The organism is Aureimonas sp. AU40, assembly GCF_001463785.1.
Lineage (GTDB): Bacteria > Pseudomonadota > Alphaproteobacteria > Rhizobiales > Rhizobiaceae > Aureimonas.
Genome location: NZ_BBWL01000058.1, coordinates 1 through 16,871 on the forward strand (window position 1 = coordinate 1; position 16,871 = coordinate 16,871).

Annotated in this window: 17 protein-coding genes and 2 pseudogenes; 5 read left to right on the forward strand and 14 right to left on the reverse strand. The window is 59.2% G+C overall.

Features of this window, described 5'->3' with window-relative positions; translation table 11 throughout:
• Positions 1-44: 44 nt before the first annotated feature.
• The 4 genes and pseudogenes from AUL32_RS23300 to AUL32_RS24775 form a co-directional block, all read right to left on the reverse strand.
• Positions 45-809 carry a nucleotidyl transferase AbiEii/AbiGii toxin family protein gene (locus AUL32_RS23300; RefSeq protein WP_192847511.1) on the reverse strand — a complete coding sequence of 255 codons (765 nt, stop codon included), beginning with the start codon at positions 807-809 and terminating at the stop codon, positions 45-47.
• Positions 766-1,131 carry a hypothetical protein gene (locus tag AUL32_RS25725; protein ID WP_210177814.1) on the reverse strand — a complete coding sequence of 122 codons (366 nt, stop codon included), beginning with the start codon at positions 1,129-1,131 and terminating at the stop codon, positions 766-768. Before AUL32_RS25725 ends, AUL32_RS23300 begins: the two co-directional genes overlap by 44 nt.
• A gap of 248 nt (positions 1,132-1,379) precedes the next feature.
• Positions 1,380-1,673, reverse strand: coding sequence for a HigA family addiction module antitoxin (locus tag AUL32_RS23310; protein ID WP_244498026.1), 294 nt, complete (start codon positions 1,671-1,673; stop codon positions 1,380-1,382).
• A 20-nt stretch (positions 1,674-1,693) separates the two neighbouring features.
• Positions 1,694-1,972, reverse strand: a pseudogene (locus tag AUL32_RS24775) (type II toxin-antitoxin system RelE/ParE family toxin); the annotation flags it as partial.
• Positions 1,973-2,545: 573 nt separating this feature from the next.
• Between AUL32_RS24775 and AUL32_RS23320 the strand changes: the two are divergent.
• The gene (locus AUL32_RS23320) at positions 2,546-3,337 is read left to right on the forward strand and encodes an AraC family transcriptional regulator (RefSeq protein ID WP_244498027.1); all 792 of its coding nucleotides are present in this window, start codon (positions 2,546-2,548) and stop codon (positions 3,335-3,337) included.
• A gap of 242 nt (positions 3,338-3,579) precedes the next feature.
• On the opposite strand, the gene AUL32_RS23325 is transcribed toward AUL32_RS23320, so the two are convergent.
• Positions 3,580-4,044 carry an NUDIX hydrolase gene (locus AUL32_RS23325; RefSeq protein WP_082660066.1) on the reverse strand — a complete coding sequence of 155 codons (465 nt, stop codon included), beginning with the start codon at positions 4,042-4,044 and terminating at the stop codon, positions 3,580-3,582.
• A 248-nt stretch (positions 4,045-4,292) separates the two neighbouring features.
• On the opposite strand from AUL32_RS23325, the gene AUL32_RS24785 reads away from it, so the two are divergent.
• Positions 4,293-4,436 (forward strand): DUF1127 domain-containing protein, encoded by a 144-nt coding sequence (locus tag AUL32_RS24785; protein WP_082660068.1) that lies wholly within the window; start codon positions 4,293-4,295, stop codon positions 4,434-4,436.
• Positions 4,437-4,974: 538 nt separating this feature from the next.
• On the opposite strand, the gene AUL32_RS23330 is transcribed toward AUL32_RS24785, so the two are convergent.
• Positions 4,975-7,125 (reverse strand): TonB-dependent siderophore receptor, encoded by a 2,151-nt coding sequence (locus AUL32_RS23330; RefSeq protein ID WP_082660070.1) that lies wholly within the window; start codon positions 7,123-7,125, stop codon positions 4,975-4,977.
• A 323-nt stretch (positions 7,126-7,448) separates the two neighbouring features.
• On the opposite strand from AUL32_RS23330, the gene AUL32_RS23335 reads away from it, so the two are divergent.
• From AUL32_RS23335 to tnpB, 3 genes and pseudogenes are all read left to right on the forward strand, one after another.
• Entirely contained in the window at positions 7,449-8,231 is a 783-nt protein-coding gene (locus AUL32_RS23335) for an alpha/beta hydrolase (protein ID WP_306302822.1), read from the forward strand.
• A 346-nt stretch (positions 8,232-8,577) separates the two neighbouring features.
• Positions 8,578-8,970, forward strand: coding sequence for an IS66-like element accessory protein TnpA (gene tnpA, locus AUL32_RS23340; RefSeq protein WP_062120697.1), 393 nt, complete (start codon positions 8,578-8,580; stop codon positions 8,968-8,970).
• A pseudogene (gene tnpB / locus AUL32_RS26150) lies at positions 8,967-9,281 on the forward strand (IS66 family insertion sequence element accessory protein TnpB); the annotation flags it as partial. The gene tnpA and the pseudogene tnpB, both read left to right, overlap by 4 nt.
• 256 nt (positions 9,282-9,537) lie before the next feature.
• Here the strand turns inward: tnpB and AUL32_RS24790 are convergent.
• The 8 genes from AUL32_RS24790 to AUL32_RS23385 all read right to left on the reverse strand — a co-directional run bounded on the left by AUL32_RS24790 (position 9,538) and on the right by AUL32_RS23385 (position 16,864).
• A complete protein-coding gene (locus tag AUL32_RS24790) occupies positions 9,538-11,871 on the reverse strand; it encodes a glycosyltransferase family 2 protein (RefSeq protein ID WP_082660072.1) in 2,334 nt (777 codons plus the stop codon).
• Between the two features lie 181 nt (positions 11,872-12,052).
• Positions 12,053-12,955 carry a general secretion pathway protein GspK gene (locus tag AUL32_RS23355; protein WP_192847513.1) on the reverse strand — a complete coding sequence of 301 codons (903 nt, stop codon included), beginning with the start codon at positions 12,953-12,955 and terminating at the stop codon, positions 12,053-12,055.
• Positions 12,945-13,625 carry a hypothetical protein gene (locus AUL32_RS25420; RefSeq protein ID WP_062120706.1) on the reverse strand — a complete coding sequence of 227 codons (681 nt, stop codon included), beginning with the start codon at positions 13,623-13,625 and terminating at the stop codon, positions 12,945-12,947. Before AUL32_RS25420 ends, AUL32_RS23355 begins: the two co-directional genes overlap by 11 nt.
• 71 nt (positions 13,626-13,696) lie before the next feature.
• Positions 13,697-14,137 carry a prepilin-type N-terminal cleavage/methylation domain-containing protein gene (locus AUL32_RS23365; protein ID WP_062120709.1) on the reverse strand — a complete coding sequence of 147 codons (441 nt, stop codon included), beginning with the start codon at positions 14,135-14,137 and terminating at the stop codon, positions 13,697-13,699.
• Positions 14,138-14,141: 4 nt separating this feature from the next.
• A complete protein-coding gene (locus AUL32_RS23370) occupies positions 14,142-14,612 on the reverse strand; it encodes a pilus assembly FimT family protein (protein ID WP_062120712.1) in 471 nt (156 codons plus the stop codon).
• Positions 14,590-15,066, reverse strand: coding sequence for a type II secretion system major pseudopilin GspG (gene gspG, locus AUL32_RS23375; protein ID WP_062120715.1), 477 nt, complete (start codon positions 15,064-15,066; stop codon positions 14,590-14,592). The genes AUL32_RS23370 and gspG overlap by 23 nt, the downstream gene beginning before the upstream one ends.
• 8 nt (positions 15,067-15,074) lie before the next feature.
• Entirely contained in the window at positions 15,075-16,286 is a 1,212-nt protein-coding gene (locus tag AUL32_RS23380; RefSeq protein WP_062120717.1) for a type II secretion system F family protein, read from the reverse strand.
• A gap of 47 nt (positions 16,287-16,333) precedes the next feature.
• Positions 16,334-16,864: a prepilin peptidase gene (locus AUL32_RS23385; RefSeq protein WP_062120722.1), complete on the reverse strand. Its 531-nt coding sequence runs from the start codon at positions 16,862-16,864 to the stop codon at positions 16,334-16,336.
• Positions 16,865-16,871 lie beyond the last annotated feature (7 nt).

Here is a 16,871-nt window from a genome sequence, read left to right on the forward strand (position 1 = left end):
TTTCGCCGCGATTGGGTCCAGCGACGGCTGGCGACCTCCAACCATCAAGGGCAACGCTTGGTATCGATGCCGGCCTCGATCCGAAGCCCAATCCGGGCTTTGAGGTGCTGGAAGTTCAGGGGTGCGCCATACTCGACGAAATCCATGGCCGGTGATGCCGAAGCCAGCTCGAGCATGCTGCGCCGGAGGTCGTCGGGACTGGGAGCGAACCTCCGCTGCGAGAGTTCCCGGACCTCTTCCATGATCCGGTCGGTGTCGTACTCCAAAGCCTCGAGAACGGCATCGAACCGCTCGGCGCCGACGACGCCCGCCAGGTTGGACGGTCGGACAAGGCCGGCACCGAGGCACGCATGGATGTCGTAGATGTCCCGACCCTTCACGGCGGCGGGACTGGTTGCCCGGTAGACCAGTTTCTTGGTCACGACCTCTTCCGGATGCTCCAGGCAGAGATCGACTCCTTGGACGCGCACAGGGATGCCCGGATGCGGGGTCAGCGGCGCGGCGGCGAGCAGGTCGATCTCGCCGATGTCGTCCCACACGAGCTTCACGAAGTTGCCGGGATACTGGACGTCGCTGGTCAGGCTGCGCGGCAGCCCGCTCGCCATCAACCTGTGCAGATGCCCGGCGCGGGGTGCCGGATCGCCGACGAAGAGGTCGAGGTCGAAGGACAGGCGATGGTCGACGAAGAACGTCAGCGATGTTCCGCCGCCGACGCGGAGCGTCGCGTTCTCCTTCACCCGGTAATGGTCGAGAATGGCCTCGGCGTCAGGAAGAAGTGCCGGCCATCTTTCTGACATTTCGGTTTCCATGTCGGCTGGCCCTATCCCGGATCGTGGCGATGTTGTCGCCGCTTCGCGCGCCCACATTGTCCGCGACCCCGGCAAGGGACCGATAGCCCATAGCCGACCGCCTGATCGCCGAGAAAAGAAGGGAGGGATCGGCTCCCTCGAGGAGCTTGCGAACGATGAAACGGTCGTGATCGCTACCGATTTCGCCAACGATCACAGCATAGACCGTCGCCAGCGTCGAAGAGCGGCGTCCATAGGGCGTCCAAGCGTTCACGATCAGCGAGCGCCAAGCTTGGGGAACGTCGGCGTCCTCGATACTGCTCATTTTAGAGATCGCGACCATCAAATTCCCATATCACGACACGGCAACTGGTCAAAAGGCTCCCGCTTCCCCTCTCGCTTGAGACCCATTGTTTCGTAACATCGATCAGTGAGTTCCATCTGGTGGCAACTGCTACCTAATGGCGAATGGAATGCTGCCAGACGCGGTCGCCATGCCAAACGAGCATGCCTAGCCAAGGCGATTTCTAGGCTCGTCAGATCCCGGCCAAGATGGCGTAGGATGTTCTCCACCGGAGATGGACCACCGGCTCAAGCCGCCACGTTTTGGCGCGGCTGGATCTTCAGCAGCGCTTCGCGCTTTGCCTCGCCTTCCGTTCGAAGCTCGAACGTCGCCTGGAGGCTCATCCAGAACTCGGCGGACGTTCCGAAATAGCGAGCAAGCCTGAGGGCGGTGTCTGTCGTGACAGGGGTTTCCTCACGCGCCAGACGTTCGATCCGCGTGCGTGGAACGTCGATCGCCTTGGCGAGAGCATAAGGCGTCAGATCGAGCGGGATCAGGAACTCCTCCCGCAGAATTTCGCCGGGATGGATCGGCGGCAGCATGTTCGCGAGCATAGCGATCCTCAATGATAATCCACGATTTCCACGTCTTCAGGTCCGGCATCCGTCCAGCGGAAGCAGATGCGCCACTGACCGTTGATCCGTATGGAATGCTGGCCCGCGCGGTCTCCATGGAGCGCTTCCAATCGGTTGCCCGGCGGGGCGCGCAGATCCTCCAGAGCAGCGGCAGCGGCAGCGTTCAGCATGGCAACCTTGCGCTGGGAAGCCTTGATGAGATCGCCCGGAAACCCCTTTGCTGCCTCTCCCGAAGCGACCGCCTCCGTATGCTTGCCTCGATACGATCAGATCACGCCACGCCCTCAACATGGTATCACCATGTGATACGTTCGATGACGAAGGCAAGTCGGACGATGATGGAAAAGCTGTTGGATTGTCTCAACAGGGTGGTCGCCTCAATGGAGGTGTCACAAAGCGCGTTGACGATCGGATGGAGACGTTTGAGGTGTCACATCCAGGCGCCGCTCCGGGGTGCGCCCAGCTGCGATATCGACGCAGCCACCTATGAGGGGTTGAAGCACTACCGGCACTTAGTCATAACGCCTCCCCTAGATGCGGCTACCACCGGAACGGTTGTCTTGAGGGGCTTGAGCATGTCCCCTGATCGCGATGTTAAGTTGTATGCTTAGCTAAATGATTGCAGGTGTGCACGGGTCGCCTCGTGGCAGTGTGACATATGAGGCCGTAGCGATTTCATGCGAATGCAGGAGTTCACCACCCAGGGTATTCTCCCAGCCGAGCGTTACGAAGCTTGGCGCGTGCGTCCATGGCCCTCGGCCGCTAGGATGTTTCACACCGATAAGCCGTCCGGCGAGTTCTATTCCCATACTCAGTCCTACCAACTCGGCGGCCTAGTCATGAACGACACCCGCATGACCGGCCAGACTTATGGACGGACGGCGCGGTTGATCCGTTCCGATGGGTTCAATGGTGTCATGATCAGCGTCTATCTATCTGGCCGCTTCCATGGTGAGACGTCGGTAGGCAGCTACAAAGGCGGCCCGGGCGCTGTCATGTTCAAAGACTCCGGTGCACCCTCTATCCATTCCTCCACCAATGCCCGCTTCATCAATCTGGTATTCAACCGAAAGGATATTCAGCGTCTTGTCCCTCGCATCGATGGCCTGCACGGGCTCGTGATGACGGGAAAGGACGCCGTGCCTCTTGTGCAGCAGGTCGCTAGATATCTCAGGCAATTGCCTAGCACGGCCGACGAGTTGGCCGCCAAGGCGGGGGAAGGGCTGACGGGCAGTTTTCTGGCACTTCTGAACTCGACGGGTGCGGTCTCACTCAGCGAGGAAGCCCATCTTTCGCGTCTGCGCACCGAAGTCCGCTGGATTATTCATCAGCGCTATCGCGAGGCCGATCTCAATGTCGCGCGGATTGCATCCTTGGCGCGCGTGTCGCGCGCGACGCTCTATCGCGCCTTTTCGGACGAGGACGGCATCTCAGCCTACATCACACGCATCAGGCTGCAAATGGCCGCAACGGCCTTGGCCGATCCGCAGGACGAGAGGTTGATCGGCGAAATCGCCTTGTCGGTCGGCTTCGACAAAGTGTGCATTTTCAGTCGCGCGTTCCGCCGCGTCTTCAACTGTACCCCGCGCGACTGGCGCTTCCAATCCCGCCAGACCAGTTCAGCCGCCTGAGCGCGGCAGACGTACCCCTCGTAAGGTCAGAGGTGGCCGACCATCGAGTTTGAGAGCCATTACTTTTCGCGCCCGCGACGTGGCGCGAACATCACCAGCAAGTAGCTTCTATGATCGATGAGGACGCAACGTTCGCATAGTCAGCATACCAACATGTATGCGGCGTGATATGGCGAAGCGAGATTGTCGCGTGCACCCTGCCTCGCCACTGCCTTGCGGAAAACCGAAAGTCTCTGACAACTCTAGAAACGCAGGTCCAAGCCACGACCGATGAAGGTGCAAGCCTTTTCGTTGTTCGGCAACCGCACCATCAGCGTGCTCAACTCTGGTTCTTGAACATGGTCCGCTGCATCCAAGAGAGATAGCCAGGAAGTTTGACGTTCTTCCATTTCCTTCCACCGCTTCTTTTGACGCTTCACACGCATCAAAAAGACGGCGACCTCGGTGTAAGTGAATTTGCCTTCACCGCGACGCCAGAAGTGGTAGCGACCGAGGGGCTTGTCCCAAACCTTTCCGAGCAGGCCCGCCTCCTCTTTCGCCTCGATTTTGGCAGCTTCCAGGTCGCTTATTCCAACCATGAGACCACCTTTCGGGATGATCCATCGCCCAGTTTCACGGGAGGTGACGAGGCAGATCTCAACCGTGCCAAACTCTCCAACGCGGACTGGAAGCGCCGCGATCTGACGAGGCAGTTTGAGCTTGCTCATTCAGGATCCAACCGGTGCTGATCCAGACGGTTTCACATGGTTCCGTTAGCTTATCAATTCGCTTCAGTGGTCACCCATGCGTCTGCCGTATGTCCCCCGTGCAGGTGGCCGATAGCGAAGCGACGCAGGGCTGCCCTTCGGTCTTTGCGCTACTGCCGGGCGTGGGCGAGGCGTAGGTTCTGGGCATCGAAAGAACACGAACGCGCCGGCCACCACCGATGAGAGGCCGGAAAACAAGGAAGCCCACCATGAACCTCGCTCGCTCCTTCAACGCTTGGCGCCAGTATCGCAGCACGGCCACCGAGCTGAACCGCTTGTCGCAGCGCGAACTTTCCGACCTCGGCATCTCGCGCTCCGAGATCCCGGCTCTCGCCCGCCAGTCGGTGCGCTAACAGTTTCATGCTTTCGTCCCGGCCGGTCCTCCCCCGGCCTGCGGCGACCCGGCCAAGAGGTTCCTCCCACCCTTGGCCCTAAGCTGACGCCCTTGCCGGTCCTCCCCCGGCAAGGGCGTTTTCGTTTGCGCACGCTCACTTAAAACACCTTTTGCTGCAGGTGTTTCAGGTTTGGAAGAACGCCAACGATTTGAACTCAACTGATGTCGAGGCGTTTATGTAAGGCTACTCAGGACGCAGTAGCGCACCAGGAGTTGGAACAACAAAGCCGCCCGCTTGGCTCCGGCTCCGGCAGCTTGTGCACAACGGGCAAACCGAAACGCTGCGAGGTGATCATGGGCCGTCCCCTATCAGTGGTGGTGGGCGCACGGGCAAGGACAGAGTAGGAGGCAGACTGTGGGTTCTGGGCGGTTTGCGGATCGTCTCGCTTCGAGGAAATCACCTTCGAGAAACCACAGTTCGCTAGTCCGCATGGTCTGAGGATCATGCCCTGAGCCGGCGCTGGGCACCGTTCAAGATATCCTCTCCTCCCATTTGATCAGAACCTATATCGCAACGATCCGATCACGTTGCGGCCTTCGTCGCGGTAGCAATAGCCAGCCTGACAACTGTCGGCGCGCTTGTCGAAGAGGTTCTTGGCGTTGATTTGGGCGCTGACGCCCTCGAGCTTCGGATTGGCTTTGCCGAAGTCGTACGACAGGGACGCATCGATAAGGACGCGCGGGTCGTTGCGGAACGTGTTGGTGTCGTCGCCCCAGCTTTGGCCGAGATAGCGAACGCCAGCCCCGAAACCCAGCCCCGCGGCCTGTCCGCTCTGGACGGTGTAGTCGCTCCAGAGCGAGAACTGATGAGCGGGAATGCCGGACGGGACGCGTCCCTCATTGTCGCCCGCCGTGATCTCGAGGTCGAGATAAGTGTAAGCGGCAGTCAGGCTCAAACCTGCCATGAGGCTCGTTGTCGCCTCCAACTCGACGCCCTTGGACTCCACTTCCCCGCGCTGGATCTGGAAGTTCGGGTTATTGGGATCGCTCGCCAGAACGTTGGTCTGACGAATGCGGAAGAGCGCGGCATTGACGACCAAGTTGATGTCGGTCGGCGCGTATTTTACGCCGATCTCCTCCTGCCTGCCCTGCGACGGGTTGAAGGAGGCGCCGCTGAAGCTGTTGCCGATCACGGGCGAGAACGAGGTCGAGTAGCTGACATAAGGCGAGATGCCGTTGTCGAAGAGATAGCTCAGACCTGCGCGGCCGGAGAATTTTTCGTCGTCTTGTTCGCTGGTGCTGACGCTGAGCTGGTTGAATGCCTGCTGGCTCAGCCAGTCGTACCGGCCGCCCAGCGTCAGGACGAGGCGGTTGTATTGGAGCTGATCTTGGAGGTAGACGCCTGTCTGGTTCTGCCGTGTCGTCGTCGCGACGAAGTCGAGAGCGGGGGAGGCGATCGCCTGCGCGCCGTAGTTTCGCGTCACGAGATCGAGGTCTGGCGCGCTGCCCAGCCCGATCTTATCGTCCACATCGACATGGTTGTAGTCGAGCCCGCCGAGCAGCGTATGGACGACCGGTCCCGTGTCGAAGTGCATCTGCGCTTGATTGTCCACAGCGATCGAGTCGAGATTGTCCACGATGCGTCCCGTAGACCGGCTAGCGGTCAATCCGTCCGCCGAGAGAGTGCCGATCGAGGTATACTTCACGTCCGCATCGATATGCGCGTAGCGTAGGTTTTGGCGGACGGTCAACGTGTCGTTGAACCGATGCTCGAACTCGTAGCCAACCCGGCCTTGCCGTTGGTCGAAGTCGCCGAAGGCAGGGTCGCCGGACTCGAGGTCCGTCGGGCGGCCATTTTGGTTGAAGTAGGTCGCGTTGCCGCCAGTCGTGATGTCGGCATACTCGCCGAGGATGGTCAGATGCGTGTTCCGGTCGTCGGAGCGCAACGTCAGAGCCGGGGCGATGAACGTGCGGTCGTCGGGAACACTGGAAAGATCGGTCTCCGCGCCGCGCGCTAGGCCTGTGATGCGATAGAGGACGTTATCGTTGCCCGCCAACGGGCCGGATGCGTCGAACTGCGCCTGGTAGCGGCTGTTGTTGCCGATCTGGGTTTCGATCTCACGGAACGGCGTATCGGTCGGGCGCTTGGACGTCAGGTTGACGATGCCGCCGGGCGAGCCCCCACCGTACAGAACCGAGCTTGGACCCTTGAGGACGCTGATGCCTTGCAAGCCGTAGGGCTCGGTCTTGAAGATCGAGAAGTTGCCGGTGAGCTCGCGCAGGCCATCGCGATAAACGCCGTTGTAGACCACGTCGAAGCCCCGGATGTAAAAGCTGTCGAAACGTGGATCGAAACCAAAGGCGCCGACCCGCACGCCTGGCGTATAGGTCAAGGCTTCCGAAAGGCTTTGGACGTTGCGGTCCTCCAGCTGCTGTCGGGAGACCACCGAGATGGACTGCGGCACCTTATTGAGCGGCGTATCGGTCTTGGTTCCAACAGCCGCCGCCTTGGCAACGTACCCGTCGGTTTCCAGTCCGCTGCCTTCTCCTTCTCCCGGTGTGGCTGAACCGGCGCTGCCCTCGACAGTGACGGTGTCGAGTTCGATCGTATCCTGCGCGCGCGCCATCGTCGTGCCAAACGACGTGAGACAAGTGCATCCCAGAAGGGCGGCGGCGAGCGCGCGGGGTGCATTGCGAGCAGCGAACATGGTGAATCCTCAAGGCATGCGACTTGTGATCGGCTGGTTGCCTGCGTAGGGAAACATGACTTAAAGAGTCAATATTTTCGAATAGCGCCTTTGAGCCTTTTTGCAGGTCGTTCTTTGAAAAAACTGTTATGGAACAATAACTTGGTATTATATCTCGTTCATAGTGGACCTGGCCAATCGATGCCAAGGTGTAGGCATTGCGGCAGATTGGTCACAGCTGCGTGACCTCACTTGCCACTCAATCCGAGGGCCGGTCCTTTTCCGTCCCGCAGACGCAGTTCTTCGACCTTGGATCGTCGGAGGCTGAACCATGGAGGGTCTTCGTGCACGTCCCACCTGGGGAAGCGCCGGCTGGGGGATGGCCCCTCCTCGTCATCACCGATGGCAACGCGATGATGGCGACGGCGGTGGATGCCCTTCGCGTCCAATCGAGCTACCCTATGGGTACCAATGTCGGGCCGGGTGTTATCGCAGCGATCGGCTACCCGACGGACGACGCATATGATCCGCTGCGTCGCTCCTTCGATCTCTCGCCACCGCCAGGGCAATCCTATCCGCCATTCTTCGAGGGTGGGCCGCAGGTGCTGACAGGAGGCTCGCAACGCTTTCTCGACTTCATCGAGGGGGAGGCGCTACCTTTTCTCGACGGCCTTGCGCGGATCGATCCGGCACGGCGCACCTTGTTCGGTCATTCGTTCGGAGGCCTCTTCGCCTTGCATGCTCTGTTTTCGGGGTGCGAAGCATTCTCACGCTATGTCGCAGCCAGCCCAACCATCTACTGGGAAGGCGCAGGGCTACTCGACAGCGAACGGCGCTTCGCTACCGAGCATCGAGAGAAGGACATCGTAATCCATCTCTCGGTGGGCGAGTATGAGGGAGACGCCCTCGCGCCGTTTCAGTATGGTCGCGAAGACACTGAGAAGCGCCTTTCCAATGCACGCACAGCCCGCACGCTCGAGCTCACGAGGGAGATGGCCGCGCGTCTTTCGACGCTACCCCGCACCCGCGTCTGCTGCGAAATCTATTCGGGTGAAACCCATATGACGATGCTGCCCATCGCCGTGTCGAGGGCCATCCGAATGGCGTTCGAGATCGACGCTGTTTGATAGTGGTTGCCGACCTCGTAAAAGCTCCAGAATGACCCGGCGCTGCACCGATTGCATTGTTTCTGCTCTAAGTGTGTTCGACACTCCGAACAACGGCGCTAGGAACCGTGATAGATGGTCAGTGTCCTACAACTGCTGCGCTATTTATGCGCTCGTATGTCTTGCCTCACGCGCCAGCCGTTCGAGAACCTTCGTTTCTGTCAAAGGACGGTCGAACAAGTGTAAGCGGTGTGCTGGCCGCACCTTCCTTTTCCTCTCCTGAGCGAGGAGTCTGACGATCCAAGGTGAAGATCGTTTTGTGTCTGGATTTGACCGTAGGCTTGACCCTTCGCGCCCGGTGCGCCGGATGGAGATCATCAACGAGGCTGGCGGCCGCCGACAGTGGTCGGTCGAGGAGAAGGCGCGAATTCTGGAAGAGACGCTGGCGCCGGGCGCCATCGTGTCGGAGGTGGCCCGCCGCTATGGTCTTCGCCCGCAGCAGGTCTTCGGGTGGCGCCGGGAGGCGCGGATCGAGCAGGAAGCCGCACCACTCGTGCCGGCCTTCGTCCCGGAGGTCGTAGAAGTGGAGCCTCCGGCCCCAGAGACTGTATTAGTCAAGCCGAAGCGGCGCCGACGGTTGGCACGCCAGCCAGTCGCCGGGATCGAGCTGGAGATCAACGGTGTCGCGGTGCGGGTAGGATCGGGCACGAACGCCAAGACCATCGCGGCGGTGATACAGGCGCTGAAGGGCTCGTCGTGATCGGCCCATCAGGCGCGGTCCGGGTGATGGTGGCGACCAAGCCGGTGGACTTCCGCAAGGGCGCCGAAGGGCTGGCGGCCCTGGTGCGCGAGACGATGGGCGCCGATCCCTTCTCGGGGGCGGTCTACGTGTTCCGCGCCAAGCGGGCCGACCGGATCAAGCTGGTGTTCTGGGACGGCACGGGCGTCGTCCTCGTCGCCAAGCGCCTGGAGGACAGAGAGTTCCGCTGGCCGATGGCGCAGGATGGGGTCCTGCACCTGACGGCCGCTCAGCTCTCGGCACTTCTCGAAGGCCTCGACTGGCGCCGCGTCCATGCTGTGCGCGAGACCCGCGTTCCGGTTCTGCCGGGCTTCTCCTCGTCGATCTCCATGCTCGCAAGCTTACCATGCAAAATATGCAAGGGCTGCGGCCTTCATCGGATGCATACTATGCGACGGAGCCGGCGCGAGAGAGCTTTGAGACCAAAGCCCCTACTTCTCGCGAACCACCTGCTCTCGGGGATCCTGTCTATATCGCTTCTCAGTCAGATGCGTGACGCGACACGCCGAACACAGACAGATTTCTGCATCAATCAATTGCAAAAGTCCCCCCGGACGACCGCCGACGGACGGATCTCAAACCAAAGTTTTTGTGCACTATTTCGGAATATTGATATGTAGTTCTGGTCCAATCCAGAGCCGACCCATAATATGGGTCACCTTCTTTGATTAGAGCGTCGTAACGTTTGAGGAAGAAAGCCGAGTCTTCAGGATGCTCGACCCCTCCCGTCGATTTTCTTGTCACTGATTCATGATGAATCGCAACCACGCCACCGAGATAAGTTGAATGAAACCCTCTCGCACCAATTCGAAGGCATAAATCAGTATCGTTGAATCCAATAGCGAGCTTCTCGTCAAGGCCGCCAACAGCTTCAAATTCTTTCAAAGAGACCATCATTAACGCTGCTGTAACAGCGCTGTAGTCGCGAGTCGCTACAAAGGAACTCATAGGTCCTGGAGCTCGCGGCCCATTTAAGTACTGGGAATAAGGCGCGAAGCGATGAATATGATCGGCGGGACCTCCCAAACCAATCACTACACCGGCGTGCTGGATGGTGCTCTTCGGGTAGAGCAGACAGCATCCAACGACGCCGACGTCTCCCCAAGAAAATTCTGCCGACATTCGGTCCAGCCAGTCATTCGTGACCAGTTCGATGTCATTGTTCATTAATACAATATGGGTGTAGCCTCGGCTTGATACCTGGGTGGCAATGGCTGTGTTATTAATTGATGAGTAATTCCATTTACCGACATATGGAACAACGGAAATGCGTCCACTCTCTTGTTCCGATCTAAGATATGACAATGTCTGCGGATCGTCGCTTTCATGATCAATTACGAATACATCAGCGCGGACACGGTTGAAGGGAACTCTATCTTGAATGGAAGATAGGCATTGCCGAAGAACGGAAAGTCCATTCTTAGTTGGAATGACAATAGCGACGCGAATATCTTCTGGTATTGGCGGCCTGATTTCGAGTTCATTGAAGTTGACGCCAGCCCGCACCTCGAAAGAGGGCCATTTTGTCTGATCTCTAATGTAAGATCTTACGGCTGCGCTGGTGTTTTCGTAGACGGAGTCGATGGCCTTGTGACCCAAACTGGCCTCATGTGTTCGCCAAAAATATAGCACAAGGGGAATCTGAACGATGCGATCGGCCCGGGCAACGCAACGCAAGAAAAAGTCAACATCATGGGACACTCGCAGCGCTTCGTCGAAGAGACCGGCCTGCTCTGCTATCGCACGTCTGACAAATATGGGATGGACGATGTAGGGATGCGAAAGATAGTAGCGGATGTCAAAGGTACCACGGGACGCTACAGATCGCATCTCCTGCATGTTTTCGTCGGCGATCACTTCATCGGCGAAGTATATATCAGCTGAAATCGCACAGCTAGCTCGATGGAACGCCTCGACAAGGTGACGCTCGAGGACATCGTCATGATCTACGACTAAGACGAACTCGCCCGACGTCGCCCGGATCCCAGCATTGGTCGCGGCAGCGACTCCTCGATTTTCGGGAAGGGTGAGTATCTGATACCCAACACCTCCCTGGAGCATCCGCTTAAGGTCCGCCTTGAGGTCCGGTTGCGGACCGTCGAGAACGAATATCACATCGAAGTCGAGGTTAGTTTGGTGTCTCAGACTCGTGACGAGTTCTTCGAGCCACTTGCGCGGCGTCCGGTACACCGGAATCACGATCGACAGGGACGAAGCATTTGATGAAACGTTCAGGGGAAGGCGTGCAAGAAAATCTCGGTTGGTTACGGAGGTCGCGCGAACGATACGACTCAAACGCTGATCGAAACGCTTCCGCTCGGACCAAATCGAAGGGTTAACCGTTTCGGCGTAACGTCGATGAATCTCTCTCAAGCCTCCGTGTCGAACATCGTCAACAAGAGATCGCGTGTCCTCCCAAAGGATCTGAGGTCGCGTTGTGCGGGTCTTGAACCACTGCAGGATGCGCCGGCTTCTCCAGCGCGTCGTCGAAACGCGGGAGAGGTGAGCGACGCCTATCGACAAGCGACTTGGGCCATCGACAGCGATCGTCAGTACAGGACGATGCTCGTTGCCCATCAGAACGAAGAAGAAATCCACGTACCCTTCGCGTTTTTCGACGATAACACGATACGGCTCCTGAAGACCGTTGGACTCAACCCGGAGTTGCGCGCTTAGTTTAATAGACTCCGCCGCGTTAATTTCGATGCTCAAACGATAGAGTCCGAAGGGTATGTCTTCGGGAAAGGGCTCGAAAGCTAGATCCAGATCCTCGTACGCGACGTCGTATATGACAGATTGATCCGTGCGCTGCAGCACGGTTTCCGGTCGAACAGCAACGAGGTTCAAAACCACGGAATTCATATAGCGTCCTTATAAACTCGACCGTGCGAGTGACGAAAAGATCGCTCCGCCCCACCAAGGATGATGGCGCTTTTATCTGCCGTCGATTGAATTTTGCAAAAAATTCAAATTGAGATTGGTTCGCCAACAAAAAATAGAAATGGAGCCCATTACTCCACGCGCGCCGGCTAGCCGGGCTCGATCAATGCTGCACCCACTGTGTCACTTGAAACGGACGATCGGAAAGCACCGGAGCGATCAGGACCGCGTCGACCATGCCCGTTGCTACTATGCCATCGAGCCGGACTTCGAGGTGCACAGCGAACGCTCGAAGCATTTCTCCCAGCACGACATGAGCCTCCAGCCCGCGAAAAATCGCTCGCATATGAAACAGGCGGTCTAGCCCGGAACGATTCCTAGCGTCGGCGAGAGCGGCAAGCGCTGATGGCGAAACGCCGGGAAGCGCTTCGAGCAGCGCTGTGGGAGCGTACATCGGATCTATCTTACCTGCGGGGTTGGAAATCGTCACATACGCGCTGAGCGACGAGACATCGGCAGCCGTGATGCCGAGGAGGTAGCGGAGGTCGCCCACCGAGCGGAAGGGGCTGTTGGGCGGCGTATAGGTTGAGCCTGCCGCACGGTAGGCTTCGGCTTCCGCACCATCGGCACGGGCGTCGTCGTCGCTGTCCCTCCAATCAATTACACGAGCCGCGAATTCGGCTGGCGTCAAGTCTGTAAGGTTCGCTGCCCGCGCCGCAGCTGCTAGGAGCAACTCATCCGCGCTGTTCAGATCAACCCTGCCCGCTTCCGAGGAAACCGAGATAGTCACGGTACCGCTGTCCAAGCGCAACTGTTGAGCGCCGAGTGCGGCCGGATCCGTACGGAGGACGAAAAGTTGATGTCCCGCGAGTTCGAGACCGGACTGAAGCAGGGCGTTCTTTCGCAGTGTGCTGTCGGTCAGGCGAGACGTGTCGATTGTAGCTCTCGATAGCAGCATCGCCCCGCCCAGAATCAAGGCGAGCAGCGCCGTGACCGAAAGCACCGATAGGAGAACGAAACCATTATCGCCTGCTGCGGCAAGCCCAGGCCGGCATTCAACGGGCATAGCGCATCCACCCCAACGGGTCGTTGGGCTCGACCGCTTCCGGTGGAAGATCGTTCGAGTCGAGGACATCTGCCTCACCAGTCTCAACATAGGAACAGAGGCCGCGTCGGGGTGATGCGCACCCTGTCTCGGCGTCTATCATAAAGGGAATCCGGACGGCGGACTGGATTGCCTGAGTGAACGGGTCGATAAGAGAGATCCGCAAGGCAGATGGCATTTCTAGCGGTTTCGTCCAACTGTCGGTCAGGACTTCTTGGTCACGTCCCACCATTTGAAAGTAGGCGAAACGCAGTTCGGACGATCCTGTGTCGATCACGCGCTGCTCGTTGACCACCAAGTCCTGCGGACCGCGTGCATAGGGCGGAAAGAGTGCGCTGGTTCTGATGAGACCGCCCTGTCCCTCAGATTTTAACGTCACCATCCGAATATCACCGCTGTCGGGATCGCGCACAGCGAACTGAAGAAAGTCCGCAGTGCCCGCAAAAACGAAAGCCGTTCCCGCTCCTCCCCAACGCAGCCGGAGCGCAGGTTGAACGTCTCGACCGACGGCATCGAGTGCTCGGGTTTCAGCCTCGGTCCGACGCGACAGATCGACGGCACGGGCGTCCGCACGCGTCACCAGATGCACCAGCGATACAAGGGCGAAGAGGAGAAATGCACTGATCGCCATCGTCACGAGCGCTTCGGCGAGAAGAAAGCCGGCTTCGGCCGATTTCCGCCTAGACCAATGATCGCGTCGCCTCATCGGTTCGGCTCAGCTGCGAGGCGCACCGACTGGACCTGCTCAGCGACAAGCGGTGCCCCCATGCCGTACGACATGCTGACCGAAACAATCATCTGCATTGGCCGAAAGAAGTTTGTGCCAGTCCGCCCGACGCTGCCGGCGGCTAGAGGAATGGGTTCGAACCGAACGGTCCAGTCACGCGCGTTCATGCGGCCAGATGCCGGTCGACCGGTCCGAGCCAAGGTAGGGCTCGTCAGCAAGGTCTGAGCGACGCGCGTCGCCTCGATTCGGTCCCGCGCGCGCAGTCCGGCCTCCACGTTGCCAACCGCACCGCGCTGGAGAACGAGCATGAGAAGAGCAAGCACGACGAAGGCCACGAGCACTTCGATCAGGGTGAAACCCGCCTTGCACCTCAACTGCGACGAGCGACACGATGCCGGGCGATCGATCGGGACCAACTTGTCAAAATCTTTCGATCTGGATGGACGCAGTCAGTGGATCAACGCGTACGGCAATGCCCCGCTCTCGCGTCCCTAAAAAAAGCAGCCCTCCGTTCGAGCGTCCGTCGGTTGTGAACGCCAAGCCGCCGAGGCTAGCAGGCTGGGCGGAAAAGGCGAGAGCCGATGGTAACGTGATTTCGGAGTCCGATCCGCCGGCGACCAAGTGTCCCCGGGCCAGATCGATGCGTGTCGTGACAGGGCGCCCGGTGCGGATCGCGGCATTCCGGTCCCCCCGTAGCAACGAGACAATACGCTGCGCCTCATAACGCTGGAGGGTGGCCCCCATGCCGAAACGCGCCGAGGGAAGCACCAAGGCCGCGATAAGGGCAATCACGGCGAACGCCAACATCAACTCGACCAGCGCGAAACCCGCCTTCCGGTCGCGCGCCCTGGCCCCTGTGATTTGCCGTTCAGTTGCTCTCAATGTCGGCATCGGAACCACTGCCGCCCTCCTGACCGTCGGCGCCATTGGAGATGATGCGATAAGGCGCGTTCTGCGCGGGGGACAAGTAGCGATACGGATTGCCCCAGGGATCGGCGGGTACGCCAGTCTGCTGGAGATATGGGCCATTCCAATTTTCGACGGAGGAGGGTCGCGTCACAAGCGCAGCCAAGCCTTCGCTGGCATTGGGATAGCGCCCCGTGTCGAGGAAGAACAAATCGAGTGCGGATTTGAACGATGAAATCTGCAGACTGGCGGCGCGCTCACGCGAGCTGGTTAGGTAGTTGAGGACGCGAGGACCCACCAAACCCATAACCAATCCGAGGATGACCAGAACCACAAGGAGTTCGACAAGAGTGAACCCGCCTGTGCGATCGCGGGCGTCCGTCGTCCTGGATGGAACGTTAGACGGGTCATGACGTCGTGCGAAGGATTGGGAACGCATGGAGTGTCTCATATTAGAAGATCGTTAATGCTCATGAGCGCTGTCATAATCGAGATGATCAACCAGCCAATCAGCACGCTGACGCTCATCATGAGAACAGGACCTAGAACGGCGGTGAAGCGAGCGAGGGCCGCGTCCAGCTTGGCTTCGTAGAACAAGGATACACGCGCCGCGCTCTCGGAAAGACGGCCCGACTCCTCGCCGACGCGCAACATCTGGACCACATGGGCGGGCAGTAGAGGCCGTTGCGAGAGCGCCTGCGAAAGACGGGTCCCCTGCCGAACGTCCGCCAAGATGGCGTCGATCGTCCCAGCCGAGCGGGGCACGCGAGAGATACCACCAATGAGCCGGAGCGATGTCGAGATATCGACGCCATTAGCAAGCAGGATCGACAGGGTCCGACAAAAAGTTAGCGTGAGCGTATAGGTGACCAGACGCCGCGTGAACGGAAGACGCGACAGAATCTCCATTCCCAGGGACCGCCCCACCAGTAGTCGCTTGGAAAGAAGACCGACGACCAGAAGTCCGATAAGCGTCGGTAGAATGTAACCGGAAACCGCTCGAAGGCCCTCCGAAAGCTCGAATACGAACAAGGCCGACCCATCGATCCGATCACGGAAACCCTGGATCGCACCCTCGAATTGCGGAATGATGTAAAGAAGAACGAAAAACAAAACGCCCACTGCCGCGATACCCAAGAAGGCTGGATAGGCAATCGCTGACACTAAGCGCTTGCTCAGATTTTCGATGCGTTGCCGCTCCGCAGCGATGCTCGTTAGCGCTTCTTCGAGCCTGCCCGACATCTCGGCGACTTCGACCATCTTGACGTAGAGTGGTGGAAAGAGTGTCGGATGGGTTTCAAGGACTGCCGAGAAGCTCTGACCGGACGACAATTCGGTGTGGAGTGAACGGACTAGTTTTACCAACCAGCGCCGCGTTTCCATCTGCGTGAGAATGACAAGCGCCTCGTCGAGCGAGACGCCGCCTTTCAACAGCATCGCCAAGTCGAGGGTAAAGGCCGTTATCTCGGCGGGTTTGGGATCGGGCGTCAGTCGCTCTTTCCAGGACCGGCTATCGCCTGTTCCAACGGGATGCGCAGAAACCGGAGTGAAACCAGCCTTATCAAGCTCCCGCAGCACGTCCTTTGATGAAACCGCATCCATCGTGCCCTCCAAGAGCCGACCGGACACGTTCAACGCTTTATAGCGAAAGCGGGCCATCTAGAAACGAACCCGTTTTGGCCTGTGCCTTTCGTTGGCATTCGCTCTCATGTGTAGGCCTTCAGAAACCAAGCCACGAGGAGTGCTGGCGCTAGGAATGCTCCAAACGGGATTCTTACGTTCCATTCCCCCAATCTGAAGTGTCGCGCGGCAAGCGCGGCGGCGAGACCGACGAGGCTAGCGGCGAGAAGCGCATAGGCGAACGCCGTAACGCCGCAAAGGAGGCCGCCGACTGCAGCAAGCTTTACGTCGCCAAATCCAACGCCGTCCTCTCCTTTTCGGCGAAAGTAGGCCTCCCGCACGAGAAGGATGCTTCCGCCACATAGGAGTCCATCGAGTGTGAAGAGGCCAATAGACAGAACCGGCTCCAGCGTGAACATCGGCCGCATAATCAGGTCGAGCATGGCCAAGGCAGCAAAGCCGACCAGGGCGGTGTTTGGGATGGTGAAGCGACGCAGATCCTCAAAACCAATCCAGACAACGATCATGGCAAGCGAAAAGGCAGGCGGGAACGACGACGGTGCCCATCCCCATGCGGCGAACGCGACCAGCCCGGCGATCGCAGACCAGGCAGCCATCCGTGCG